General features: G+C 72.3%; 25 protein-coding genes and 1 riboswitch. Of the genes, 16 read left to right on the top strand and 9 right to left on the bottom strand.

The genetic code is table 11. From position 1 onward, the window contains the following. Window positions 1-10: 10 nt before the first annotated feature. Window positions 11-1,093, bottom strand: coding sequence for an ABC transporter ATP-binding protein (locus AC1DPN_RS03650; protein WP_477083333.1), 1,083 nt, complete (start codon window positions 1,091-1,093; stop codon window positions 11-13). 299 nt (window positions 1,094-1,392) lie between these two features. Between AC1DPN_RS03650 and AC1DPN_RS03655 the strand changes: the two genes are divergently transcribed. From AC1DPN_RS03655 to AC1DPN_RS03670, 4 genes are all read left to right on the top strand, one after another. Beyond that, window positions 1,393-1,968 carry a hypothetical protein gene (locus AC1DPN_RS03655; protein WP_477083334.1) on the top strand — a complete coding sequence of 192 codons (576 nt, stop codon included), beginning with the start codon at window positions 1,393-1,395 and terminating at the stop codon, window positions 1,966-1,968. Between the two features lie 90 nt (window positions 1,969-2,058). Then, on the top strand, window positions 2,059-2,487 hold the full coding sequence (locus AC1DPN_RS03660) for a DUF3817 domain-containing protein (RefSeq protein ID WP_477083335.1): 429 nt from the start codon (window positions 2,059-2,061) through the stop codon (window positions 2,485-2,487). A 1-nt stretch (window position 2,488) separates the two neighbouring features. Next, the gene (locus AC1DPN_RS03665; RefSeq protein ID WP_477083336.1) at window positions 2,489-3,622 is read left to right on the top strand and encodes a glycosyltransferase family 4 protein; all 1,134 of its coding nucleotides are present in this window, start codon (window positions 2,489-2,491) and stop codon (window positions 3,620-3,622) included. Between the two features lie 146 nt (window positions 3,623-3,768). Beyond that, window positions 3,769-4,443, top strand: a complete 675-nt coding sequence (locus AC1DPN_RS03670) for an aromatic ring-opening dioxygenase LigA (RefSeq protein ID WP_477083337.1) — start codon at window positions 3,769-3,771, stop codon at window positions 4,441-4,443. Between the two features lie 48 nt (window positions 4,444-4,491). Here AC1DPN_RS03670 and AC1DPN_RS03675 read toward each other — a convergent pair whose 3' ends face one another. Further along, the gene (locus AC1DPN_RS03675; RefSeq protein WP_477083338.1) at window positions 4,492-5,223 is read right to left on the bottom strand and encodes a hypothetical protein; all 732 of its coding nucleotides are present in this window, start codon (window positions 5,221-5,223) and stop codon (window positions 4,492-4,494) included. Then, entirely contained in the window at window positions 5,223-6,707 is a 1,485-nt protein-coding gene (locus tag AC1DPN_RS03680; RefSeq protein ID WP_477083339.1) for a PspC domain-containing protein, read from the bottom strand. Before AC1DPN_RS03680 ends, AC1DPN_RS03675 begins: the two co-directional genes overlap by 1 nt. Before the next feature lie 97 nt (window positions 6,708-6,804). On the opposite strand from AC1DPN_RS03680, the gene AC1DPN_RS03685 reads away from it, so the two are divergent. The 5 genes from AC1DPN_RS03685 to pcrA all read left to right on the top strand — a co-directional run bounded on the left by AC1DPN_RS03685 (window position 6,805) and on the right by pcrA (window position 12,284). After that, the gene (locus AC1DPN_RS03685; protein ID WP_477083340.1) at window positions 6,805-8,139 is read left to right on the top strand and encodes an ATP-binding protein; all 1,335 of its coding nucleotides are present in this window, start codon (window positions 6,805-6,807) and stop codon (window positions 8,137-8,139) included. Then, window positions 8,136-8,792 carry a LuxR C-terminal-related transcriptional regulator gene (locus AC1DPN_RS03690; protein WP_477083341.1) on the top strand — a complete coding sequence of 219 codons (657 nt, stop codon included), beginning with the start codon at window positions 8,136-8,138 and terminating at the stop codon, window positions 8,790-8,792. The genes AC1DPN_RS03685 and AC1DPN_RS03690 overlap by 4 nt, the downstream gene beginning before the upstream one ends. Window positions 8,793-8,829: 37 nt before the next feature. Further along, complete coding sequence (locus AC1DPN_RS03695; RefSeq protein ID WP_477083342.1) at window positions 8,830-9,180, top strand: hypothetical protein; 351 nt, start codon at window positions 8,830-8,832, stop codon at window positions 9,178-9,180. A gap of 20 nt (window positions 9,181-9,200) precedes the next feature. Continuing rightward, window positions 9,201-9,683: a DUF456 domain-containing protein gene (locus AC1DPN_RS03700; protein ID WP_477083343.1), complete on the top strand. Its 483-nt coding sequence runs from the start codon at window positions 9,201-9,203 to the stop codon at window positions 9,681-9,683. 81 nt (window positions 9,684-9,764) lie between these two features. Next, window positions 9,765-12,284, top strand: coding sequence for a DNA helicase PcrA (gene pcrA, locus AC1DPN_RS03705; protein WP_477083344.1), 2,520 nt, complete (start codon window positions 9,765-9,767; stop codon window positions 12,282-12,284). A gap of 25 nt (window positions 12,285-12,309) precedes the next feature. On the opposite strand, the gene AC1DPN_RS03710 is transcribed toward pcrA, so the two are convergent. From AC1DPN_RS03710 to AC1DPN_RS03720, 3 genes are all read right to left on the bottom strand, one after another. Continuing rightward, window positions 12,310-12,708, bottom strand: a complete 399-nt coding sequence (locus AC1DPN_RS03710; RefSeq protein WP_477083345.1) for a hypothetical protein — start codon at window positions 12,706-12,708, stop codon at window positions 12,310-12,312. Window positions 12,709-12,832: 124 nt separating this feature from the next. After that, complete coding sequence (locus tag AC1DPN_RS03715; protein WP_477083346.1) at window positions 12,833-13,390, bottom strand: Clp protease N-terminal domain-containing protein; 558 nt, start codon at window positions 13,388-13,390, stop codon at window positions 12,833-12,835. Next, a complete protein-coding gene (locus AC1DPN_RS03720) occupies window positions 13,390-13,602 on the bottom strand; it encodes an RNA polymerase subunit sigma-70 (RefSeq protein WP_477083347.1) in 213 nt (70 codons plus the stop codon). Before AC1DPN_RS03720 ends, AC1DPN_RS03715 begins: the two co-directional genes overlap by 1 nt. 234 nt (window positions 13,603-13,836) lie before the next feature. On the opposite strand from AC1DPN_RS03720, the gene sucC reads away from it, so the two are divergent. From sucC to AC1DPN_RS03735, 3 genes are all read left to right on the top strand, one after another. Beyond that, window positions 13,837-15,030 (top strand): ADP-forming succinate--CoA ligase subunit beta, encoded by a 1,194-nt coding sequence (gene sucC, locus AC1DPN_RS03725; protein ID WP_477083348.1) that lies wholly within the window; start codon window positions 13,837-13,839, stop codon window positions 15,028-15,030. Between the two features lie 32 nt (window positions 15,031-15,062). Further along, the gene (gene sucD, locus AC1DPN_RS03730) at window positions 15,063-15,950 is read left to right on the top strand and encodes a succinate--CoA ligase subunit alpha (RefSeq protein WP_477083349.1); all 888 of its coding nucleotides are present in this window, start codon (window positions 15,063-15,065) and stop codon (window positions 15,948-15,950) included. Between the two features lie 230 nt (window positions 15,951-16,180). Beyond that, window positions 16,181-17,494, top strand: a complete 1,314-nt coding sequence (locus AC1DPN_RS03735; RefSeq protein ID WP_477083350.1) for a cell division protein PerM — start codon at window positions 16,181-16,183, stop codon at window positions 17,492-17,494. Between the two features lie 2 nt (window positions 17,495-17,496). Here AC1DPN_RS03735 and AC1DPN_RS03740 read toward each other — a convergent pair whose 3' ends face one another. Further along, window positions 17,497-18,078: a hypothetical protein gene (locus tag AC1DPN_RS03740; RefSeq protein WP_477083351.1), complete on the bottom strand. Its 582-nt coding sequence runs from the start codon at window positions 18,076-18,078 to the stop codon at window positions 17,497-17,499. A gap of 105 nt (window positions 18,079-18,183) precedes the next feature. Here AC1DPN_RS03740 and purN point away from each other — a divergent pair, with 105 nt between their 5' ends. Continuing rightward, window positions 18,184-18,768, top strand: a complete 585-nt coding sequence (gene purN, locus AC1DPN_RS03745; protein ID WP_477083352.1) for a phosphoribosylglycinamide formyltransferase — start codon at window positions 18,184-18,186, stop codon at window positions 18,766-18,768. A gap of 4 nt (window positions 18,769-18,772) precedes the next feature. Next, window positions 18,773-18,860: riboswitch (ZMP/ZTP riboswitch) on the top strand. A 33-nt stretch (window positions 18,861-18,893) separates the two neighbouring features. Then, a complete protein-coding gene (gene purH / locus AC1DPN_RS03750) occupies window positions 18,894-20,480 on the top strand; it encodes a bifunctional phosphoribosylaminoimidazolecarboxamide formyltransferase/IMP cyclohydrolase (protein WP_477083353.1) in 1,587 nt (528 codons plus the stop codon). Window position 20,481: 1 nt separating this feature from the next. On the opposite strand, the gene AC1DPN_RS03755 is transcribed toward purH, so the two are convergent. Further along, window positions 20,482-21,744, bottom strand: a complete 1,263-nt coding sequence (locus AC1DPN_RS03755; protein ID WP_477083354.1) for an NAD(P)/FAD-dependent oxidoreductase — start codon at window positions 21,742-21,744, stop codon at window positions 20,482-20,484. A gap of 35 nt (window positions 21,745-21,779) precedes the next feature. On the opposite strand from AC1DPN_RS03755, the gene AC1DPN_RS03760 reads away from it, so the two are divergent. Next, entirely contained in the window at window positions 21,780-22,250 is a 471-nt protein-coding gene (locus AC1DPN_RS03760; RefSeq protein ID WP_477083355.1) for a DUF3017 domain-containing protein, read from the top strand. Between the two features lie 102 nt (window positions 22,251-22,352). Here AC1DPN_RS03760 and AC1DPN_RS03765 read toward each other — a convergent pair whose 3' ends face one another. Beyond that, entirely contained in the window at window positions 22,353-23,393 is a 1,041-nt protein-coding gene (locus tag AC1DPN_RS03765) for an aquaporin (RefSeq protein WP_477083356.1), read from the bottom strand. Between the two features lie 304 nt (window positions 23,394-23,697). Between AC1DPN_RS03765 and AC1DPN_RS03770 the strand changes: the two genes are divergently transcribed. Then, window positions 23,698-24,915 (top strand): NADP-dependent isocitrate dehydrogenase, encoded by a 1,218-nt coding sequence (locus tag AC1DPN_RS03770; protein ID WP_477083357.1) that lies wholly within the window; start codon window positions 23,698-23,700, stop codon window positions 24,913-24,915. Window positions 24,916-24,963: the final 48 nt, after the last annotated feature.

Genomic DNA, 24,963 nt, shown 5'->3' on the forward strand with positions numbered 1-24,963 from the left:
CTCAGCGGGCTCACGGCTGGAGGGTGTCCGCCGCGGGGTTCGGGACTGTCGGGACCGTCGGGACCTCGAACTCGTGCTCCGTCGCCCAGACGAGCAGGACGCGGTCGCCACGGGCTCGCTGGACGTCCATCGACGACGTCTGCTGGTTCTGCTGGAGGGCGACGAGCGTCGTGCCGGCGTCGAGGTCCACGAGGAACCTGGTTGCGGAGCCGACGTAGACCACCTCGCGCACGGTGCCTGCGGCCGCGTTCTCGCCGGGTCCGGGCGTGGCGTCCGCCGAGGCGATGCGGATCTTCTCGGGGCGGACGGACCACGTGCCCGCACGGCCGAGGACGCTTGTGGCGACGCCCCCGACGAGCAGGTTGGAGGTCCCGACGAACCCCGCGACGAACGGTGAGGCCGGATGCTCGTAGACCTCCGTGGGGGAGCCGACCTGCTCGATCCGCCCGCCGGAGAACACGGCGATGCGGTCGGACATCGTCAAGGCCTCCTCCTGGTCGTGCGTGACGAACAGGAAGGTGATGCCGACCTGGCGCTGGATGCCCTTCAGCTCGACCTGCATCTGCTCGCGCAGCTTGAGGTCCAGCGCGCCGAGCGGTTCGTCGAGCAGCAGGACCCGCGGCCGGTTGACCAGCGCCCGCGCGAGCGCCACGCGCTGTCGCTGCCCGCCGGAGAGCTGGGCCGGGCGGCGCGCACCGTAGGCGCCGAGCTGGACGCTCTCGAGCGCTTCGAGCGCCCGCGCCGTGCGTTCCTTGCGGCCGACCTTCTTGACCCGCAGGCCGTAGGCGATGTTGTCCAGCACGCTCATGTGCGGGAAGAGGGCGTAATCCTGGAACACGGTGTTCACGTCGCGCTCGAACGGCGCGCGCCGGGTGACGTCGACGCCTGCGAGCTCGACTGTGCCGTCCGTCGGGAGCTCGAATCCCGCGATCATCCGCAGCACGGTCGTCTTGCCCGAGCCGGACGGGCCGAGCAGCGTCATGAACTCGCCGTCGAGGACGTCGAGGTCCACCCGGTCGACGGCGACGACGTCGCCGAACTCCTTGCGGACGGCGCGGAGCCGGACAGCGACGCGCTCGTCCTGGCTCGCCATCGCTGCAGCCTCTCTGTCGGCGGCTGGCTCGGCTTCGACCGCGGAATTCGAAGCCTTTTGGACGGAACATAGCGGATATCCGTTGTCTGGACGACGTTCCGCATTACGAATCGGTTGCATTCGCGACGCGGGTCCGACGAATGGCTCCGGCGCACGACCCTTCGGATGAATCGGGCGACGACAGCCGAGACGGTGCTTTCCGGCAGGCATATCCAGCCGCTACGTTCTGGCGTGCAGCCCGGGCATCCGGCGCAGCCCTGTCGTCAGGTTCGACGAGCGTGCGCCGGGAAAGGCCAGACGTGACGACTCCGCAGAAGCACCGGACGCGTGTCGCGCGAACCATGGGTGTGGTCCTGGTCCTCGTCGTGCTCGCCGCGTGCGGGACGATCGATCGCCCGCTCCCGACGCCGACCTTCACGCTCCCGACGCCGACCGTCACGCTCCCGTCGCGCCCGACGCCGACCGTCGAACCGCCGATCGTGCTCCCGACCGAGACGGCGGAGCCCACCCCGACGCTGGAGCCTGTACCGACGGAAGAGCCCACCCCGACGCAGGAGCCCGTTCCTACCGAGGACCCCGCACCTCCGGTCGTCGAGACGCCGGCGCCCCCAGTCGTCGAGACACCCGCGCCCACGCCCACACCTACGCCCACGCCGACTCCCACACCGACACCGACGCCGACTCCCACGCCCACGCCCACACTGACGCCCACCGCGACGCCGACACCCGCCCCGCCCGTCGAGGACGCCCAGGAGTCGTCCGGCGTCGAGCCGTGGGTGTGGTGGCTCCTCGCGATCGTCGTGATCGGCCTCGGCGTCGGCATCCCGCTCGTCGTCCGGGCGCGTCGGCGAAGCGGTGCCGCGCCGCTGGAGTAGCAGGCGGCGTGCCCGTTCTCGATCACGGGTGTGATCACGACGGCTGGTCGGATGTTCGTGACCCCTGCGTCGGTGAGGGAGAATCGGCCCATGACTCAGCCTTCGGACCAGGCTCCGGCCGTGGTCGCGACGAACACCGCCAAGGCCGCGGCGTGGCCACGTCGAGCGGCCGGTGCGCTCCTTCGGTACCGGATCATGGCGTGGCTCACCGGGACGATGCTGCTCCTGCTGTGCGCCGAGCTGATCCTCAAGTACGTGTTCCACGCGAGCGGCGTCGGCGCCGACGGGCACCCCAACCCGGTGCTCGGAGCGTGGATCGCGTACGCGCACGGCTGGCTCTACGTCGTGTACCTGGTCACCGTCTTCGACCTGTGGTCGACGATGCGCTGGCGCGTCGGTCGCCTGGCGACGATGGCCGCTGCGGGCGTCGTGCCCGTCATGTCCTTCATCCTGGAGCGCAAGGTGCACGCGCAGGGGGTCGCCCGCATCGAGGCCGCCCGCAGCACGCAGCAGGCCTGACGTGCTGATCACCCACGTCAGCGACTGCTACGCGCCACGCACGGGCGGCATCGAGTCGCAGGTGGGGGACCTGGCAGCCCGGCAGGTCGCCGCAGGGCACGAGGTGCACGTCCTCACCGCGACGCTCGGCGACGCGGGCGAGCGCGGTGGTGTGGTCGACCTGGAGAACGGAGTCCACGTGCACCGGCTCGGGGCTCGGATCCCGTTCGACCTTCCTGTCAACCTCGTCGGCCCTCGTCTGATCCGCGACGCGTTCCGGTCGCTCGCCCCCGACGTCGTGCACGTCCACGCCGGGGTGCTCTCGCCGTTCGCGTTCGACGGCGCCCGCATCGCGCTCGACCTGCAGCTGCCCACGGCCATCACGTGGCACTGCATGCTGGACGGCGTCGTCGGACCCCTGCGGACCGTGGTGGGGCACACCCGCTGGAACCGGGCGCAGGCAGCCTTGAGCGCCGTGAGCCACGAGGCCGCCAGCCGGGTCCGGGACGTCTTCGGTGCCGAGGTGTCGGTCATGCCCAACGGGCTGGACCTGGACGCGTGGGCACCCGGACAGCCGTCCCTCGGGGTCGACGAGAGCGGTCCGCTGCGTCTCGTGTCGACGATGCGGCTGGCGCCGCGCAAGCGTGCCGTCCCGCTCGTCGAGCTCGTGGGTGCCGCTGCCCGACGGCTCCCGACGAACGCGCTGCGGCTGTCGGTCATCGGCTCGGGACCGGCCCAGGGGCGTGTGGCGTCGGCCGTCGAGGCGCAAGGCCTGCAGGACGTCGTCCACCTGACGGGGCGCCTGACCCGTGCGCAGGTTCGTGCGGCCTACGCCGAGGCCGACGTCTTCCTCGCACCGGCCGAGCTCGAGGCGTTCGGGATCGCGGCGCTCGAGGCGCGCACCGCCGGTCTGGTCGTCGTTGCGCGGCGAGGCACCGGGATCGCGGAGTTCGTCGAGGACGGGGTCGACGGCTTCCTCGTGGCCGACGACGATTTGATGGCGGACGCGGTCGTCCGGCTCGCGAGGGACCGGGCCGAGCTCGCGAAGATCCTGCGTCACAACCGAGGAACTCGGCCTCCGTTCGGGTGGGACGACGTGCTCGGCGCGGCCGAGTCCGAGTACGCCCGAGCCCGCTCTCTGGTGCTGCCTGCCTGATCAGGGCCACAAGGCTCGCCCAACTTGTCCCCCAATGCCGGGATTTCCTCGCTACGGTGGTGTCGCTGGGATCTTCTGCCATGAGCTGCGGTGCTCATCCGGCCCTCAGGGGCCCGTTCCCCGCGGCGGGACTGGGAAGGGACGACATGACGACGACAGTGAACGAGGGCTCGAAGGGAGTCCGCGTAGCCGGGCTCGTGACCCTGATCTTCGGAATCATCTTCATCATCGCTGGCGGCATCACCTGGGGGGCGGTCTCCAGCAACCTGGCGGCCGAGAAGATCACGGTCTCCGACGACGCGCAGGCGTTCGGCGGTCAGCTGGTCGACACCCCGTGGGAAGCCTGGTTCCAGGCCGACATCATCAACACGCACGCGCTGGAAGCATCCGGCGGCAAGACGTACGCCGAGCTCCCGCAGGACGACCCGACGCGCCAGACCGTCATGACGGCCTCGTTCCTCCGGGCGTCCCTCTTCACGTCCGTGGTCGCCTTCGGCGTGGCCCTGCTCGTGGTGGGCATCGGCGTCGTGTTCATCATCCTCGGCTGGGCAGTCCGGCGCGTGGGCAAGGGCACCGGCGACGAGGTGGTGACAGCCGCACCCGTGGCAGCCACCCCGGTGGCGGCCGCACCAGCCGCCGCACCTGCAGCAGCTGCACCCCCAGCAGCTGCACCTGCGGCAGCCGCGCCTATTGCACCGGTCGTGACGACGCCGCCGCCGGCCGCTACGCCGGACCCCGTCATCGCGACGAGGCCGGTCGCGCCGCCGGTCCCGCCGACGACCCCGGGTGCGCCGCCTGCGGCCCCGCCCACTGTCGTCTGAGACCGCGCGCCGACGTCCGGTCCCCGCGACGGGACCGGACGTCGGTGGTCAGCGTCGGGCGCTGCGTGCGCCCGAGACGAGCGACCCGATCAGCAGCACACTGCCTGCCACGGCCAGCAGGATGATCAGCGCGAGCTGGAAGTCGATGCGAGCCCCGCCCGCCCAGGCGAGCACACCGAGGCCGCACGCCGCGATGACCAGGCCCCAGACGACCGTGCCGACGCGCAGGCGGAGCCGACGTGGCTCGGCCTCGGGCGGGCTGACGACGACCGGCGTCTCGGTGATGGAATGGGCGACGGGCTCGGCGAACGCGCCCGCGTACGCGGCGTCCTGAGCCGGGCCGGGCTGGGTCAGCGGCGGCGTCGGCTGTACAGGCCGGGTCGGCGCCGGCTCGCCCGTGAGGATCGGGTACGCCGTCGTGGTCGTCTTCGCGGGCGTGTCGTCGAAGGTCTCCGCCAGTGGTTCGACGTCGAGAGGTCGGGTCTCGGCGACCGGTTCGAGGACGGCGGTCTCGTCGGCGGCCGTCTCGAGGACAGCGGTCTTCTCGACAGCGGGTGCTTCGTCGATCTGCGCGATGACCTGCGTCTGGTCGACCGGGAGCTCGGCCGTGGCTGGCTCGCCGGCCAGAGCCTCGTCGGCAGGAACCGCGTCGGCGGGGGCCTCGGTGGCGTCGACCTCGTCTGCCGGCTCCACGACCTCATCGACCTCCACGACGTCGACGACCTGCGTGGTCTCGTCGTCGGACGGCGTGCTCGTGTCCGGGCGCTTCTCGGTGCTCATCAGTTCTCCTCCCCGGGCAGACCCGGCAGCGTGGGTTCGGGTGCGAGCGGCGGTGTGACGCGTTCGTCGACGATCTCGACCTGCCCGGCACCGACCTTGATCTGCAGGTGGAGCTGAGGGTCGTCGACGGAGCCCGTGGTGAAGTTGCCGTCGTCGATGGCCACGCCGTCCTGCGAGCGGCTCGCGCCGTCCACGTTCCAGGTGATCTCGCCGGCGCCGAGGTTGACGTCGGCGTCGACCGTGGCACCCGTGGGCACGACGACCGTGAGGTCCCCGGCGGCGAGCGAGATCGGCACCACGAGCGTCTCGTCGGTCAGGGGCACCGCGGTCAGGTCGACCGTCACGTCACCGAAGCCCATGGAGTAGCCGTCGGCAGCCTCGGAGCGGCTCGTGGCCGTGACGTCGGAGGCGTTGAACTTGCGTTCGCCGTCCTGCTGCCAGAACGAGCTGGCGCTGGCCGCGAAGCCGAGCGGGACGGCCGCGATCAGGCCGAGGATCGCCAGCCCGCCGAGGGCGCCGCTGGAACGACCCCGCAGACCGCTGAAGATGATCCCGAGCCCGGCCAGGGCGATCGCGACGCCGAGGGCCGTGAGGGCGACGGGTCCGTCGAAGTCGCTGGTGCGCTCGGCGACCAGCAGGACGGCGAGCGAGAGCAGGCTGAGCGCGACGACCACACCGACCGTGCCGGCGCCCGCGCTGGGCGTCCGCGGCTTGACGGGCCGAGGCGGCTTGGGCACAGGAGGCGTCGTGGACTGGCGGCCGGTGCCCTGGTGCTTGGAGGCGGGGGGCGGCGGGTAGGACCCGGGGGGCGGGTAGCTGCCGTAGGGCGCAGGCGGGTAGGTGGGAGCCGGCGCTGCGGCATAGGTCGTGCCCGGCGCGGCGGTCTGGCTCGCGGCGACGACGGGTGCAGGGGCGGGAGCTGCGAAGGGCGAGGCGTCCGAGACGGGTCCGGGGGCGGTCGGCGGGGCAGGCGGTCCGTACTGCGGTGACCCGTAGGCAGGGGGTCGTGTGGACGGTCGCTGGTTCACGACCACGAGCACCACGGCGACGATGCCCGCGATGAACAGCAGCCAGAGCAGCCCCTGGATCCAGCCCGGGGGCCCCCAGAAGAAGAACCAGGTGTCGCCGCGGCCGAGGCCGACGAGCAGGAACGCCAGGGCGCCGAGGAGAGCGATGTCGAACCGCCCGAGGAGCATCTCCTCGGCGTGGATGCGGCCGTCCTGCCGCTCGGGCAGCAGTGCCCAGGCGATGCCGTACACGACGAGCCCGAAGCCACCGAGCAGGAGCGAGGCCGCGAAGATGCCGCGGACCAGGATCGGGTCGATGCCGAACCGGTCGGCCATGCCCGAGCTGACGCCGGCGATCCAGCGGTCGTCGCCACGCGAGATGCCGATCCGGCGTACGCCGGCGAAGAAGCCGTCGGTCGCGTGGGGCGCCGTGGCGGGGCCAGGGTCCGCCGGTGTGGGGGGAGTGCTCGTGTCCATGACTCGATCCTGCTGCGCCGCGCCGCGGAGCGGCATCGGGTGTCCCCCTGAGCGCACCCTGAACATGCGGCGGCGAAGCCCTGAAGCGCCCCCGAGAATGCGCCCAGGGGATGTGCGGCCGTGTGACGATCGGACCGTGCAGACCACCGAACCCTTCGCCGCGCGCCGGCTCCCGCTGCGGCGCCCCGTGCGCGGTCGGTGGTTCGGTGGCGTGGCCCTCGGGCTCGCGGCGCACCTCGACGTCCCGGTCGGCCTGGCGCGGTTCCTGTTCGTCGTCCTGACCCCGCTCGCCGGCGTCGGGCCTCTGCTCTACCTGTTCTGGTGGCTCACCGTCCCGGCAGGGGATCCCGCCGACGCCGCGCAGGACGTCCGCCCGAGCACCCTGACCCGGATCGCGCGGCGGCAGAACATCGTCGAGCCGGGGCGTCGGATCCCAGTCACCGACATCGCCATCGGGGCGGTCCTCGTGATCGCCGCGGTGCTGCTGGTCGCCGTCCGGGCCGGTGCGGACGTGCAGGCGGACTGGCTGCTGCCCGCGCTCATCGTGCTCGCCGGCCTGTGGCTGGCCTGGAGCCAGCTCGACGCCGCGCAGCGCGACCGGCTCAAGGACCGTGCCGGTGGCCGCACCCCGGTCAGCGCGCTGCGGGTCGCGGGCGGCATCCTCCTCGCCGGCGTCGGCGTGCTGCTGTTCGTCGGGCTGCTCTCCGGGGAGGGCGTCGAGCCCGCGACGCTCGCGCAGTCGATCATCGCCGCCGTCGTGATGCTCGGCGGCGTCGCGCTGGTGCTCACGCCGTGGTGGCTGCGGCTGGTCCGCGAGCTCGGCGACGAGCGGGCCGCGCGTGCGCGCGAGTCCGAGCGCGCCGACATCGCGGCCCACCTGCACGACTCCGTGCTGCAGACGCTCGCGCTCATCCGGTCGCGTTCCGACGACTCCGCCGAGGTCGCCCGGATGGCGCGCGCGCAGGAGCGCGAGCTGCGGGAGTGGCTCTACGACGACCGCCCCGCGCCGGGCACGTCGGTCGCGGCGTCGTTGCGGGAGATCGTCGCGGAGGTCGAGGACTCACGCTCGGGACCGTCCGGTGACCCCGTCGCGATCGAGTCGGTCGTCGTCGGGGACCGTGTCCCGGACGCCGACACCGAGGCGTTGCTGCAGGCCACCCGCGAGGCATTGGTCAACGCGGTCGTGCACGGGCTGCCGCCCGTCTCGCTCTACCTGGAGGTCGGTGCCTCCCAGGTCGAGGTGTTCGTGCGAGACCATGGCGAGGGGTTCGACGTCGACGAGGTCGCTTCCGACCGGTTCGGCGTGCGCGAGTCGATCATCGGCCGCGTCCGTCGTCGGGGAGGTACGGCGTCCGTGACGTGCAGACCCGGACGCGGGACCGAGGTCCACCTGCTCGTGCCGGTCGGCTCTACCGAAGGAGAAGCGCGATGAGCGACGTCGTCGATGTGGTGCTGGTCGACGACCACCACATGTTCCGGACGGGTGTGAAGGCGTCGCTCGACGCCGGCGTGCGGGTCGTGGGGGAGGCAGACACGGTCGACGAGGCGATCCGGCTGGTCCGGTTGCTGAAGCCGCCCGTCGTCCTGCTCGACGTGCACCTGCCCGGTGGCGACGGGGGCGGGGGTGCCGAGGTGATCCGCGCCTGCGCCGACCTGCTCAGCACCACGCGGTTCCTCGCGCTGTCGGTCTCGGACGCCTCCGAGGACGTCGTCGCGGTCATCCGTGCCGGCGCTCGCGGCTATGTCACCAAGAACATCGACGGCACCGACCTGTCCGACGCCGTGCGGCGGGTGGCCGGCGGCGACGCGGTCTTCTCGCCGCGGCTCGCGGGGTTCGTGCTGGACGCGTTCGGGTCGACCGCCGGCGACGTCGCGATCGGGGACGACGAGCTCGACCGTCTGTCGGCCCGTGAGCGTGAGGTCATGCGGCTGATCGCGCGCGGCTACTCCTACCGCGAGGTCGCCACCGAGCTGTTCATCTCGATCAAGACCGTCGAGACCCACGTGTCCGCCGTCCTGCGCAAGCTGCAGCTGTCCAGCCGCCACGAGCTCACGCGCTGGGCCGCGGCCCGCCGCCTGCTCTAGGTTTCTGACTAGGCGTCAGATCCCGTAGGGTCGACCCATGCACCTCATCTACGAACTGATCGTCGTCCTGCACCTGCTCGGCTGGGCGATCGTGCTCGGCGGCACCCTTGTCAGCCTGCGCGAGCCGCGGATCGCACCCGGGGTGCTGCACGGCATGCTGACGGCGCTCGTGACGGGGATCGCACTCGCCGGCCTCGCCTCCGCGGACGGCTGGACCGACCACGAGCCGAGCAGCACCAAGCTCGCCGTGAAGCTCGTGATCGCGCTGGTCGCGACCTTCCTGGTGGTGCGCGGCGTGCGCAAGCCTGCGGTCGTCACGCGTGGTTACCTCGCCGCGATCGCCGGACTCGTCGTGGTCAACGTCGGGATCGCCGTCATCTGGCACTGATCGGGATCTAGGGTCCCTGGGTGGGAACCCTCGGAGAAGTCCTCGTCGGGCTCGTGATCCTGGTCGGCCTGGTCGGCGTCGTCGTCCAGGTCCTGCCCGGCCTGTTCCTGGTGGCGGCCGCGGTGATCCTCTGGGGGGTCGTCACGGGCGGGTCGGTCGGCTGGACCGTCGTCGTCGTCGCGGTGCTGGCCACCGGTCTCGCGTTCGTCGGGCAGTACCTGCTGGCCGGTCGGCATCTCAAGCGCGCGGGCGTGCCGTTCTCGACGATGGTCGTCGGTGGCGTGCTGGGCATCATCGGGTTCTTCGTGATCCCGGTGGTCGGGCTCATCATCGGCTTCGTGCTCGGCGTCTTCCTCGCGGAGTGGCTGCGCTCGCGTGACCACCGCGTCGCCTGGCGCTCGACGGTCGCCGCGCTGCAGGCGACCGGGCTGACCATCCTTGTGGAGCTCGCCGGCGCGCTCGTCACCACGGCGGCGTGGATCGTGGGCCTGCTGCTGACGTGAGGGTGGGGCCCACACCGTGAGCCCCGCCGCGTCCACAGGAGAGCCGTCGATGTCGGCGACGACACCTATCCTGGGACTGCCATGACCTCGCTCTTCGACAGCCTCTCCCTCTCCGTCCCCGGCGTGCCCTCGCGGCCGCCCCGGGACGCGTCCGCCGTCCTCCCGTCGGGCCTCGCGCCCCGCCCGTCGGACCAGGGTTCCGACGACGACCACGAGGCCGCGGCCGAGGAGCGCCGCGCGCGCCGGCAGGCCAAGGCCGACGCCCTGGTCCAGGGCCTGAACCCCCAGCAGCGCGAGGCCGTGGTGCACGAGGGTGGCCCGTTGCTGATCGTCGCGGGAGCCGGCTCGGGCAAGACGCGCGTGCTCACCCACCGCATCGGCTACCTGCTGGCCACGCAGCGGGCCCGCGCGGGCGAGGTCCTCGCGATCACGTTCACCAATAAAGCCGCCGCCGAGATGCGCGAGCGCGTCGAGTCGCTGGTCGGTCCGGCCGCGGGCCGCATGTGGGTGTCCACGTTCCACTCCGCGTGCGTGCGCATCCTGCGCCGGGAGGCCGGCACGCTCGGGCTGCGCTCGAGCTTCTCCATCTACGACTCGGCGGACTCGCAGCGGCTGCTCACGCTCGTGGCGCGCGAGCTCGACCTGGACCCCAAGCGGTACCCGGCCAAGGCGCTCGCCAACAAGATCTCCAACCTCAAGGACGAGCTGGTCGACCCCGAGACGTTCGCCGCGACCAACGGCAACGGCGCCACCAACGACTTCGACGCCGCTCTGGCGCAGGTCTACACGCGCTACCAGGCGCGCCTCAAGCAGGCGCACGCGCTCGACTTCGACGACCTGATCATGAGCACCGTGCACCTGCTGCAGGGGTTCCCGGCGGTCGCGGAGCACTACCGGCGGCGGTTCCGGCACGTGCTCGTCGACGAGTACCAGGACACCAACCACGCGCAGTACGTGCTGGTGCGGGAACTCGTCGGCAACGGCGGACCCGAGGACGAGGTGCCGCAGGGCGAGCTGACCGTCGTCGGCGACGCCGACCAGTCGATCTACGCGTTCCGCGGCGCGTCCATCCGGAACATCCTCGAGTTCGAGGCGGACTACCCGGACGCCCGGACGATCAAGCTCGAGCAGAACTACCGATCCACGCAGAACATCCTCTCGGCCGCGAACGCCGTGATCAGCCGCAACCCCGGTCGGGCCGGCAAGCGCCTGTGGACCGACTCGGGCGCCGGCGCGCAGATCGTCGCGTACGTCGCGGACACCGAGCATGAGGAGGCGCGGTTCGTCGCCGAGGAGATCGACAGGCTGGGCGACGCCGAGAGCGTGCGACCCGGCGACGTCGCCATCTTCTACCGGGCCAACGCGCAGTCCCGGGCGCTGGAGGAGGTGCTCGTCCGCGTCGGCCTGCCCTACAAGGTGGTCGGCGGCACGCGGTTCTACGAGCGCAAGGAGATCAAGGACGCGATCGCCTACCTGCGCGCGATCGCGAACCCGGACGACGACGTGAACCTTCGCCGCATCCTCAACGTCCCCAAGCGCGGGCTGGGGGACCGGTCCGAGGCGATGGTCTCGGGGTTCGCGGAGCGCGAGCGGATCTCCTTCGGCGCCGCCCTCGAACGTCTCGACGAGGTGCCGGGGCTGGGCACGCGCGCGATCGTCGGGCTCGGCTCGTTCGCCGAGATGATGTCCGAGCTGCGCTCGCTCGCCGCCGAGGCGGGTCCGGCCGAGGTGCTCGGCGCCGTGCTCGACCGGTCGGGCTACCTGGCCGAGCTGCGCGGCAGCGACGACCCGCAGGACGCCTCGCGCGTCGAGAACCTGGCCGAGCTGCACGCCGTCGCGTCGGAGTTCTCGCAGAGCGACCCCGAGGGCGACCTGGCCGACTTCCTCGAACGCGTCTCACTCGTGGCGGACTCCGACCAGATCCCGACGCCGGACGAGGCGGACGCCGACGCACCCGCCCGTCCGGACCCCGGCGTGATCACGCTCATGACGCTGCACACCGCCAAGGGGCTCGAGTTCCCGGTCGTGTTCCTCACCGGCATGGAGGACGGCACCTTCCCGCACCTGCGGTCGCTGTCCGACTCCGACCAGCTGGAGGAGGAGCGGCGGCTCGCGTACGTGGGTCTGACGCGAGCGCGGGAGCGGCTCTACATCTCGCGTGCGGCGGTCCGCACGGCGTGGGGGGTGCCCAACGAGTTCCCGCCCAGCCGGTTCCTCGACGACCTGCCCGACGAGCTCATCGACTGGCGGCGCCGGGAGTCCTCGACCTCACAGCTGCGCGGCGGCTGGGGCTCGGGCTACGGGACCAGCGGCGGCTACCGCAACCAGTCGGGCGGCGGCGGTGGCTACCGCGAACGGCCCCCGCGCGAGGCGCGGCCGGCTCTGCCGACCACCGGTGCGACGTTCGGCTCTGCGAAGCCGCGCCCCGACTCCGCGATCCCGCAGCTGGCCGTCGGCGACCGCGTCACGCACGACTCCTACGGGCTGGGCACGGTCGTCGCGATCGAGGGTTCCGGCCCGAACGCCGTGGCGAAGGTCGACTTCGGCTCGGAGGGGACCAAGCGTCTGCTGCTCCGGTTCTCACCGGTCACCAAGCTCTGAGCTCGCGGCACACCCGCCGGCTGAGTCAGACGTACCGGTGGATCTCGACCGCCTGGTCGTAGGTCAGCGTGGGGAGCTGGCGGCGGATCTCGGTGATCCCTGCCGACTCCCCGTGCTCGATGCGGGCCGCGTGCACCCGCTCGAGGTCCAGCGCGCTGCGGGCCTCGTCGATAGCGCTGACGCGGCCCCGTCGGCGCCGGCCACCGTCGCGGGCGGTCAGCGCCCAGCCGACGAGCAGGCTGGCGACCATGAGTCCGACGATCACCAGGGTGACGACCGCGTCGTCGGTCGAGAGGTAGACCAGGGCGGCGATCGCGAGCACCGGGAGCGCGAGCAGGACGAGGGTTGCCCGCCTGCTCACCCGGGGCGACCGTCGCGCCTGGTCTGCGTTGCCGGTGGGGTTGGCGTATGCCGGTGCCATCACGAACCGAGCGTACGCGGCTGCTCCGGGTGGTCCGGGCCGTCGTCGGGCACCTGCGGACGCGACGGTGGGACCGTCGACGACGGTGCAGCGACGGGTCGGAAGGTGCCCGACGACGGCAGGAAGATCACGGCCGACCGACGGGGGACTGCGACCACGCCGCCGCGACGGCTGTGCGGACGTCGTCGTCGGCGAGCCCCAGGGCGTCGAGGGCGCCTGCGGCGTGCGGGTCGTCGAGCCGGACCACCGCGAGCAGCAGGTGACCGGTGTCGATGCGCTTGTGCTTGAGCCGCAGGGCCTCGCGCAACGAGAGCTGGAGCAGCTTCTTGGCCTGGCCGTCGAAGGGCTTGTGCCCGCCGGTGCGAGGCGCGGCCGTGACGTCGTCGAGCGCGCCAGGTCCGAACTCGGCCTCGACCTGAGCGCGCACGGCGTCGAGGTCGATGCCGACCCCTGCCAGCGCGTCGGCGTCCAGTCCGTCCGGCGGGACGGCGCGGACGCCGTGGACCGCGCTCCGCAGGCGTGCCTGGTCCACGCCGAGCTGCGACAAGGCGCGTGCCGCGACGGTGTCGGGCGTCCGGACGGTGCCCAGCAGCACGTGCTCCGCGCCGATGCGCTCGGAGCCCTGAGCCTCCTCGACCGCCTGCGTCACCGCGTCGCGGGCGTCGTTCGCGAATCTCTCGAACATCAGCTGAACCTCTTCCCGTACTTCTTGTGGACCGCCTGGCGCGACACGTCGAGGGCGACGGCGATCTGCTGCCACGACCACCCCAGCTCCCGTGCGCGCTGCACGTGCAGTGCTTCGAGTCGGTCGGCGAGCGCTCGTAGGGAACGCACGGCGCGCAACCCCTCGGCCGGCTCGGCCGCCCCCGCCGCAGCGGTCATGAGTTCCTCGGACATGTTGTCAACCTACGTTGACGCCGGCAAGGTTGTCAACCCAGGTTGACACGGACCCGCGCGCCACGGCGCCCACGAGCGCAGACGCCACAGGTGGGTTGTCGCACGATCCGCATGAACGTCGCGCACGCCACATCTCTCGACGGCGAGAGATCTCTCCCTGCCCGCTACCATCGACCGGGGCGTTTCGGCCGTACCGAGGCCGTCGAGCGCCGGTGATGAGAGGACCCAGACCAGGTGGACCTGTTCGAGTACCAGGCACGTGACATCTTCGAGAAGCACGGCGTACCCGTGCTGGGTGGCGTCGTCGCCACGACCACGGAGGAGGCCCGCGCCGGCGCGGAGCAGCTTCTGGGTGGTGCCGGCGCCGGCCCGGGTGGGGTCGTCGTCGTCAAGGCCCAGGTCAAGGTCGGCGGCCGTGGCAAGGCAGGCGGCGTCAAGCTCGCGCGCTCCGCGGACGAGGCGGCCGAGAAGGCCGACGAGATCCTCGGCATGGACATCAAGGGCCACACGGTCCACCGCGTGATGATCGCGGCCGGTGCCAAGATCGCCACCGAGTTCTACTTCTCGCTCCTGCTGGACCGGGCCGAGCGCCGCTACCTGGCGATGTGCTCGGTCGAGGGCGGCATGGAGATCGAGCAGCTCGCCGTCGAGCGACCCGAGGCTCTGGCCAAGGTCGCGGTCGACCCGCGCACGGGCATCGACCAGGCGAAGGCCGACGAGATCGTCGCGGCCGCGGGCTTCACGCCCGAGCTCGCCCCGAAGGTCGCCGCCGTCCTGCAGACGCTGTGGACGGTCTACAAGTCCGAGGACGCCACGCTGGTCGAGGTGAACCCTCTGGTCCTCACCGAGGACGGCGACATCGTCGCTCTCGACGGCAAGGTGACGCTCGACGAGAACGCGGGCTTCCGTCACCCGGACCACGAGGCGCTCGAGGACTCGGCCGAGACCGACCCGCTCGAGGCGCGCGCCAAGGAGGCGGACCTCAACTACGTCAAGCTCGACGGCGAGGTCGGGATCATCGGCAACGGGGCCGGGCTCGTCATGAGCACGCTCGACGTCGTGGCGTACGCCGGTGAGAAGCACGGCGGGGTCAAGCCCGCCAACTTCCTGGACATCGGCGGCGGCGCCAGCGCCGAGATCATGGCGGCAGGCCTGCACATCATCTTGACGGACCCGCAGGTCAAGTCGGTCTTCGTCAACGTCTTCGGTGGTATCACGGCGTGCGACGCGGTCGCCAACGGCATCGTCGCGGCGCTCGAGATCCTCGGCGACGAGGAGAACAAGCCGCTCGTCGTCCGGCTGGACGGCAACAACGTGGTCGAGGGGCGCCGCATCCTCGCCGAGGCCGGCCACCCGCTCGTCGTGCTCGCCGACACCATGGACGGCGGCGCCGACAAGGCGGCCGAGCTCGCCCACGCCGCCGCCTGAACGCCCTGAACTAGAGAGAAGCTGACACACACATGGCGATCTTCCTGACCGAGGCATCCAAGGTCATCGTCCAGGGCATGACGGGGGCCGAGGGCCAGAAGCACACGACCCGCATGCTCGCGTCCGGCACGTCGGTCGTCGGCGGCGTCAACCCGCGAAAAGCAGGAACGACCGTCGCGTTCAGCTCGGGTGACGCAGCGGTGGAGGTGCCCGTCTTCGGCACCGTCGCCGAGGCCGTCGCCACGACCGGCGCCGACGTCTCCGTGATCTTCGTCCCGCCGGCACACACCAAGGCGGCCGTCGTCGAGGCGATCGAGGCGGGCGTCCCGCTCGTCGTCATCATCACCGAGGGCGTCCCCGTCGCGGACACCGCCGAGTTCTTCGCGCTGGCTCAGGAGAAGGGCGTGCGGCTCATCGGCCCCAACTGCCCCGGCCTGATCAGCCCCGGAAAGTCGAACGTCGGCATCATCCCCGCCGACATCACCGGCCCCGGCCGCGTCGGCCTGGTCTCCAAGTCCGGCACGCTCACCTACCAGATGATGTACGAGCTGCGGGACTTCGGGTTCTCGACGGCCATCGGCATCGGCGGCGACCCGATCATCGGGACGACGCACATCGACGCCCTCGCGGCGTTCGAGGCCGACCCCGAGACCGAGGTCATCGTGATGATCGGTGAGATCGGTGGCGACGCCGAGGAGCGCGCGGCCGCGTACATCAAGGAGCACGTGACCAAGCCGGTCGTCGGCTACGTCGCCGGCTTCACGGCTCCTGAGGGGAAGACCATGGGCCACGCCGGTGCCATCGTCTCGGGCTCGTCGGGCACCGCGCAGGCGAAGAAGGAGGCCCTCGAGGCCGCCGGGGTCAAGGTCGGCAAGACGCCGTCCGAGACCGCCGCGCTCGCGCGCCAGCTCCTGGCCTGAGCCTCACCGCTCGCTCAGCACACCGAGAGGCGCCGGTTCCCGACCAGGGACCGGCGCCTCTCGCGTGCCCGGGCGCCCGTCGTCGGCGCGCCCCACTCTTTCGTCTGCCGACGCGCCGCGCGGGGTTCGCCCGAGCGGGCTGGCCTCTCGCGGCCCACGTCACTCTTTCGTCCGCCGACGCGCCGCGCGGGGTTCGCCCGAGCGGGCTGCGCGGCGGCGACCATGGCACGGTGAGTGTCTCCCGGAGCGTCCTCGACCGCACACGTCCGCGGTCCCGCGGGCGACGCCGACCGGCGCGCACCGACCAGTTCCTCGGCAGCGCCCTCGACGGGGCGCCCCGGTGGGTCGCGGGCGTCCTCGCGGCCCTGCAGGCGGCGCTGCTGTCGATCCTCGTCCTCGTGCTCCCCTCGATCGCGGCGTACGTCGCGACGTCGGCCGACCCGTCCAACGACGGCGTCGGCTGGTTCCGGTCCGTCGGGGTCGGCGCGTCGATCTGGTTGCTCGGGCACGGCGTCCCCGTCGTCGTGGGCGCCGTCTCGGTGACGATCGTGCCGCTCGGGGTGACGATCCTGGCCCTGTTCACCTGCTACGCCTCGGCGAGGCGGTCCGGGCTGGCGACGTGGCCAGGCTACGGAGCCGGTGTCGGGGCGTACACGCTGGCCACCGTCGTCGTGGCCCTGCTGTGCGGGGTCGACGGTCTCGGTGTCGCCCGAGCCCTCGTCGGGGGCGCCGTCGTGGCGGCCGCCGGGTTGGGCACCGGGCTCCTCGCGCGCCCCGAGGCGCCTGCGTGGCGTGAGCTGACCCGACCCCTGTGGACCCGCGTGGCGGCGCCGATCCGGACAGGCGCAGCGGCGGCCGTGCTCGCCTTGGCGCTGCTCGTCGTGGTGGCGACGGCCGTCGTGACGCTCTGGATCGTGGCGGGCATGGCGACCATCAGCGACGTCGTCGGAGGGCTGGGGCTGGACGCGATCGGCGGCGTCGTGTTCGCGTTCGCCGAGGTCACGTTCGTCCCCAACCTCGTCGTCTGGGCGATCGCGTGGCTGACGGGGGAAGGATTCTCGGTCGGGTCAGGAACCCACTTCGCGCCCGACGCGGTCCTCGGCGGCCCGCTGCCCGCGGTCCCGCTGCTGGGCGCCCTCCCGACGCCGGAGGCCGTGGGTCCCGCCACCAGCCTGGTCCCGATCCTCGTGGTCGGTGTCGGGGCGATCGTCGGGCTGTACGTGCACCGCAGGCTCCGTGCGACGCGGTGGTGGCACGTCCTCGCGGCGGTCGGCACCCTCTCGCTCACGGTCGCCGTCCTGGTCGCCGTCCTGGTGGCTGCCGCCAGCGGCAGTGTCGGCCCCGGGCGGCTGGCCCACGTCGGCGCGCACGGACTGCTGGTCGGGCTGCTCGCGAGCGTGGGTGTCCTGGTGGGCGCCCTCGTCGTCGCGGTACCGGGCGACCCGCTGGTGCGCAGCGAGGTGCGCCGCGTGGTCCATCGAGCCCGACGGTCGAGCACCGCCCAGGAGACGGACGACGAGGTCCCCGCGGGCTCAGCCGACTGAGCTCAGCCGCGAGCGCCTCCGCCGAGCCGTTCGACCTGCTCCTGACGGGCCTTCTCGTACTCCGTCTCGCAGGCGGCCTTGGCGGACACGGTCAGGGCGCCGTCGAGGCACGCCTGGTGGTCCAGGTCCGCTCGCAGGGTGAGCAGGGGCAGGCTCGCCGTCATCGACCACAGCAGCGAGATGAACAGCCCGACGGCGAGCATCACGGGCAGGGTGCCGCGCACGTGCGCCTGGGCGGCCACGATGAGTGCCCAGACCCCGACGCCGATCGCGACCAGTCCCAGCACCGAGGCGGCCAGCGAGAACGGCAGCCGCGTCATGCTGACCAGGACCGACGCGAGGACCAACAGGGCGAACCACCTCGCGATGCGGCTCGCGCGCGCCGCTCCCTCGGGGTCGGTCGGGACCGGCTCCCGCACCGGCTGCGGCGCGAGCTGCTGCTGCAGTACGGGCTGCTGGTAGGGGTGCTGCGGCAGGTACGGCGGCGGCTGCTGGGCAGGGCCGCGCTCCTGCGCGGGCGCACCGGCCTGGTCGCCGTCCGGCTTGCGCGGACGGTCCTCGGGGGGTGCGTACGGATTGCTCACCCCTGCATTCTCGCCCACGAACCGCACCGGTAGGGTCGGCGCGTGAGTCCGTCGTCCACCCAGCATCCTTCGCCCCCCACCCGCGGCTCCGGTCGACTCGTCGTCATGGTGTCCGGAACAGGATCCAACCTGGCCGCACTGCTCGCGGCGCACGACGACCCCGCCTTCGGTGCCCGAGTCGTCGCCGTCGTCGCCGACCGTCGGGGGATCCGCGCGCTGGACATCGCGGCCGAGGCGGGCATCCCGACCGCGGTCGTCTCGCTCAAGGACTTCGACGACCGGGCCTCCTGGGATGCCGCGATCGCCGAGACGGTCGCGGTGTTCTCGCCCGACCTCGTCGTGCTCGCGGGCTTCATGAAGCTGTTCGGCACCGGGTTCCTGGGGCGGTTCGGCGGCCGCATCGTCAACACGCACCCGGCGCTGCTGCCAGCCTTCCCGGGCGCGCACGGCGTGCGGGACGCGCTGGCGTACGGGGCGAAGGTCACGGGTTGCACCGTGATGGTCGTCGACGAGGGCATCGACACGGGCCCGATCCTGGCCCAGGCGGCGGTCGCCGTGGAGCCCGACGACGACGAGGCGACGCTGCACGAGCGGATCAAGGTCGTCGAGCGTGCACTGCTGGTGGAGTGGGTCGGGCGCATCGCGCGCGGCGGGCTCACGGTCGAAGGTCGCCACGCCACCGTCGGCTAGACTCGGCCCCGGTCGTGACTGGCGCAGGTGGGTTCAACCACCGGGAAGCGGCCGAAGTTCCCCTCCTCGCACCGCCCGCCTGGGTGCACGGGTCCGCTGTTCCGACCCAACATCCGGGAGCTGCCGTGCCCTCCACCACCCTTCGCCCCGTGCGCCGTGCCCTGGTCAGCGTCTACGACAAGACGGGCCTGACCGAGCTGGCCGCCGCGCTGCACGCCGCCGGTGTCGAGATCGTCTCCACCGGCTCCACGGCCTCGACCATCGCCGCCACCGGTGTGCCGGTGACCCGCGTCGAGGACCTCACCGGGTTCCCCGAGTGTCTCGACGGGCGCGTCAAGACGCTGCACCCCCGCGTGCACGCCGGCGTCCTGGCCGACACCCGCCTGCCCGAGCACCTGCGCCAGCTGGACGAGCTGGGCATCGCGCCCTTCGAGCTCGTGATCGTCAACCTGTACCCGTTCACGGCCACCGTCGCCTCGGGTGCCTCTCCTGACGAGTGCGTCGAGCAGATCGACATCGGTGGGCCGTCGATGGTGCGTGCCGCCGCCAAGAACCACCCGAGCGTGGCCGTCGTCGTCGACCCGGCCCGGTACGACGAGGTCGTCGCGGCGGTGGACGCCGGTGGCTTCACGCTCGACGCCCGGCGCCTGCTCGCCGCCGACGCGTTCGCGCACACGGCCGCCTACGACACGGCGGTCGCGAGCTGGTTCGCCTCGAGCTACGCCCCCGACGACGACAGCGGCTTCCCCACGTTCGCGGGCAGCACCTGGGACCGCGGTGAGGTGCTGCGCTACGGCGAGAACCCGCACCAGCACGCGGCGCTCTACCTCTCGCCGACCGGCGCGGCCGGTCGCGGGCTCGCGGGCGCCGAACAGCTGCACGGCAAGGCGATGAGCTACAACAACTACGTCGACGCCGACGCCGCCTGGCGCGCCGCGCACGACCACGACGGCCCGACCGTCGCGATCATCAAGCACGCCAACCCGTGCGGCATCGCGGTCGGTACGGACGTCGCCGACGCCCACGCCAAGGCGCACGCGTGCGACCCGGTCTCGGCGTTCGGTGGCGTCATCGCCACCAACCGCACGCTCACTGCTGCCGCGGCCGAGCAGATCGCGCCGGTCTTCACCGAGGTCGTCGTCGCCCCGGACTTCGAGCCCGAGGCGGTCGAGATCCTCAGCCGGAAGAAGAACATCCGACTCCTCAGGGTCACGGGTCTCGACGAGGCCACGCACACCACCGAGCTGCGCCCGGTCACCGGCGGCATGCTCGTCCAGCAGATCGACCGGATCGACGCGCCCGGTGACGACCCCTCCGGCTGGACGCTCGCCGCCGGTGAGGCCGCCGACGAGGCGACCCTCGCCGATCTCGTCTTCGCCTGGCGGGCGGTGCGCGCCGTGAAGTCGAACGCGATCCTGCTCGCCAACGACGGCGCCTCGGTCGGCGTGGGCATGGGTCAGGTCAACCGGGTCGACTCGTGCGCGCTCGCGGTGTCCCGCGCGAACACGGGCGACGTCGAACGGGCCCGGGGTGCGGTGGCGTCGTCGGACGCGTTCTTCCCGTTCGCGGACGGCGCGCAGGTGCTCATCGACGCCGGCGTGCGCGCGATCGTGCAGCCGGGTGGGTCGGTGCGCGACGAGGAGGTCGTCGCGGCGGCGCAGGCGGCCGGCGTGACCCTCTACCTGACGGGCACGCGCCACTTCGCGCACTGAGTCAGGCGCGTGCCGCGTCCCGCAGTGTGATCCCGGTGTTGCGCACGCGTGACCGGTCGAGCGTGGGTAGCCCGGCGGCGGTGAACAGCCGCCGGGCGGCCCCCACGTCACGGGGCCGGTCCACCGTCAGGATGGCGCTGACCTCGTCAGAACCCGGCCGGAACCACAGGGCGGTCCAGCCGACGCCCGTCGGGTCACCGCGCAGAACCACCTCGTCGTCCACGTGCCGCAGGCCGAAGAGCGCGAGCTCGTGGCCGAGCTGGGTCGAGAAGACGTAGGGCGCGGGATCGGGGGCGGCGTCGTGCGTGCCCAAGAGGTCGGCGACGAGGGCCGAGGGGCCGCGCAGGGCGCCGTCCCAGTGCCCGCCGGGGACCCAGCCGTGCCGGGCGGACCGACGCAGCGCGACGTCCCCGACCGCCCGGACGGAGTGGATCGGACCCCGAGGACCGAGCACCGCGTGGTGCTCGTCGGTCCGCAGGGAACCGTCGGGTTCCTGGGGAAGGGCCCCGCCGAGCCACGCCGTCGTGGGCCGGGCGCCGACCGCGGCCAGGACGACGTCGGCGGGGACCAGCGTCCCGTCGGCGAGCCGGACCCCGTTGGCCCCCACCTCGACCACGTGCGCCCCGCGGCGCAGGTGGACGCCCGCGGCGGCGTACCAGGGTGCCGTCAGGGCGCCCACCACGGGTCCGAGCGCGGCCCCGAGGGGGTCACCCGTCGCCTCGAGGACCGTGACGTCGACGCCCGCCGCCGCGGCGACGGTCGCCACCTCCGCGCCGATCCAGCCAGCGCCGATGATCACCAGCCGCGTGCCGGGGACGAGCGCCTCGCGCAGGACGACGGCGTCCGCGGCCGTGTGCAGCGTCAACGCCGCCTCCCAGCCGGGCGGTCGGACCGCGTGCGCGCCGGTGGCGACCACGACCGTGTCCGCGGTCCGGGTGCCGTCGTCGGCGTGGACCTCGACGCCGTCGGCGGTGATCGTCAGGCCGCGCGCCGGCGTGCCCAGGCGGACCTCGTCGGCCAGGGCCGGCAGGTCGACGCCGATCTCGTCGCGCAGCCAGGTCGGTTCCGGCCGGTCCAGGAGGTGCTTGGACAGCGGAGGCCGGTCGTACGGCGCGATCGGCTCGGCGCCCAGCACCACGACCCGTCCGTCGAACCCTTGCTCGCGCAGCTCGGCGACCGTCCGGGTCGCGGCGAGCCCGCCTCCGACGACGATCAACGAGCGCGCGGCACCGACCGGGACGGCGGCGGATTCCGGGTCGATCACCCGGCAACGGTAGTCTCCCGTCGGGAGGCGCAACGATGGTGCACGAGCGAACGAGCGGTGGTGCGGGGCTACGCCCTGCCGTCCCGCCGCACCCTGCGCCGCCCGAGCCGACGCCCCCGTCGACCCCTGACCCCGCGGCCGCGCCCGAACCGTCTGCCGATCCCGAGCCGCCCGCCGTCTCCGGGCCGATCCCCGTCGAGGAGCTGCCGCTCGACCCGCGCGCGATCGCGCGCGCGTCGCTCGCGGCCGGGCGCAACGCCTCGCTGTGGTGGGTCAGCGCCGGGATCGTGGTCGCCGTCGCGGTCTCGCTGGTCGTCGGGACGAGTGCCGGCTCGATCGTGCTCGCCGTGTTCGTCGCCGCGTGCGGCGTCGTGCGGTGGGTCCGGCCGGAGCCCGGTCCGGTCGCGCTGTCCGTACGTGCGCGGCGGATCGACGTCGCCGTGCTGCTGACCCTCGCGGTCGGCCTGGGCGTGCTGTCCCTGTTCCTGACCGACGGCGCACGCTGACCGGATCGCTGTCGACGAGCGCCCCGCGTGGGCGCGCCGGCCGCGAGCGCACGAGAGCCCGGGACCGCGGAGGTCCCGGGCTCTCGTCGTGCAGGGTCGGTCTCAGCGCTCCGTGACGACCAGGGTGTCCTCGGTCGTGACGAACTCCTCGTCCTCCTCGAGCAGGTTGTCCTCCGGCGGCTCCGCGGCGAACGCGCGGTAGACGAGGCCGGCGAGGGCGGCACCGACCAGCGGCGCGACCCAGAAGACCCAGAGCTGCTGGAAGGCCCAGCTGTCAGAGAAGATCGCCGCCGCCGTGGACCGGGCCGGGTTGAGCGACGCGTTCGTGACCGGCATGGCAACGAGGATCAGCACCGTGAGGGCCAGGCCGATCGCGACGGGCGCCTGGACCTTGTTCGCGCGGCGGTCCGTGACGCCGAGGATCACGCCGACGAAGATCGCGGTCACGATGACCTCGACGAGGAGCGCCGTCGTGAGCGTGAACTCGGACGTCTGCGCACCCGAGGTGGCCGTCTGGACGGTGCCGTAGAGCGGCGAGTGCGTGCCGAACCCGTTGGCGACACCGGAGAAGAGCTCACGCGGGTCCGACTTCTGGAACAGCGCGGGCAGCGTCTTCGGGATCGTGATGAAGACGACCGCGGCCGCCACGGCACCGCCGACCAGCTGCGCGAGCCAGTAGGGCAGGACGTCGCGCCACGCCGTGCGTCCGCCGATCGCGGCGCCGAGCGTCACGGCCGGGTTGAAGTGACCACCCGAGACGTGGCCCACCGCGGCTGCGCCACCGAGGACCGCGATGCCGAACGCCAGTGCCACCGCGAGTGTGCCGCTCTGGTTGACGGCCGAGTACAGCGCGACGCCCAGGCCGGCCAGCACGAGGAAGAACGTGCCGAACGCCTCGGCGCCGAGCCGGGCGACCAGACCCGGACCGACCTCGACGACCGTGCCCGCGGGCACGTAGTAGGCGTCGAAGTCCTCCGCGGCCTCCGCCTCGGGCTCGGCGGCGATCGGAGCAACCGACTCGGTCGCGGCGGCGGGAGTGGCGGGGGCCTCGGCGGCGGGAGCCTCGGTCGCCTCCGTAGCGGAGGTCTCGTCGGGCTCGGGGTCAGGCAGGGCCGCGGCCTTGTCTGCGTTGTCCTGTGACATGTCTTTCCTGTCGTGAGAATCCGGAGATGTTGGGCAGGTGCGATCGGAGCGTGCCACGCTCGGCTGTGCGCGCGTCCGGCTGGCGGACGCCATGCCCCGTCGGGGCCAGCATGCCAGGCGCCGCAGCCACGGTCACGGTGCGCGCCGATGCGGGCTGCTGATCGATCGGCGTGTTCGTGTGGCGCATCCGCACGATCACGGCTCACAGAAGTCTCTCGATGTCGAGTAATCTTGCCCCCGGACCCGCGCAGGCACTGACTTCTCGTGCACTGCCCCACCCGTCCCCAGTACAGGAGATCCCCGCATGGCGAAGATCAAGGTAGTCGGCCCGGTCGTCGAGCTCGACGGCGACGAGATGACGCGCATCATCTGGCAGTTCATCAAGGACCGTCTCATCCACCCGTACCTCGACGTCGACCTGCGGTACTACGACCTGTCGATCCAGAACCGCGACGCGACGGACGACCAGGTCACCGTCGACGCGGCGAACGCGATCAAGGAGCACGGGGTCGGCGTCAAGTGCGCCACGATCACGCCCGACGAGGCGCGCGTCGAGGAGTTCGGCCTGAAGAAGATGTGGGTCTCGCCCAACGGCACGATCCGCAACATCCTCGGTGGCGTCGTCTTCCGCGAGCCGATCATCATCAGCAACATCCCGCGCCTGGTGCCGGGCTGGAACAAGCCGATCATCATCGGCCGTCACGCGTTCGGCGACCAGTACCGCGCCACCAACTTCAAGGTGCCCGGCGCCGGCACGCTGACCATGACCTACACGCCGGCGGACGGCTCCGAGCCGATCACCCAGCAGGTCGTCACCTACCCCGACGGCGGCGGCGTGGCGATGGGCATGTACAACTTCAACGACTCGATCCGTGACTTCGCGCGCGCCTCGTTCGCCTACGGCCTGCAGCGCGGCTACCCGGTCTACCTGTCGACGAAGAACACGATCCTCAAGGCCTACGACGGCTCGTTCAAGGATATCTTCCAGGAGGTGTTCGACGCCGAGTACGCGGAGCAGTTCGCCGCGGCGGGCCTGACCTACGAGCACCGCCTCATCGACGACATGGTCGCCGCGGCCATGAAGTGGGAGGGCGGCTACGTGTGGGCGTGCAAGAACTACGACGGTGACGTGCAGTCCGACACGGTCGCGCAGGGATTCGGCTCGCTCGGCCTCATGACGTCCGTCCTCATGACGCCCGACGGCAAGACGGTCGAGGCCGAGGCGGCGCACGGCACGGTGACGCGCCACTTCCGCCAGCACCAGGCGGGCAAGCCGACGTCGACCAACCCGATCGCGTCGATCTACGCCTGGACCGGCGGCCTCAAGCACCGTGGTCTGCTCGACGGCACCCCCGAGGTGACGCAGTTCGCCGAGACGCTCGAGCAGGTCGTCATCGAGACCGTCGAGTCCGGCGCGATGACCAAGGACCTCGCGGCCCTCGTCGGACCCGACCAGGTCTGGCAGACGACCGAGGAGTTCCTGGCCACGCTGGACGCCAACCTGGCGGCCAAGCTCGCCTGAGCAACGCGCACCGAACGGCGTCCGACCCTCGTGGTCGGGCGCCGTTCG

This window comes from Cellulomonas sp. P4_H4 (assembly GCF_056400865.1).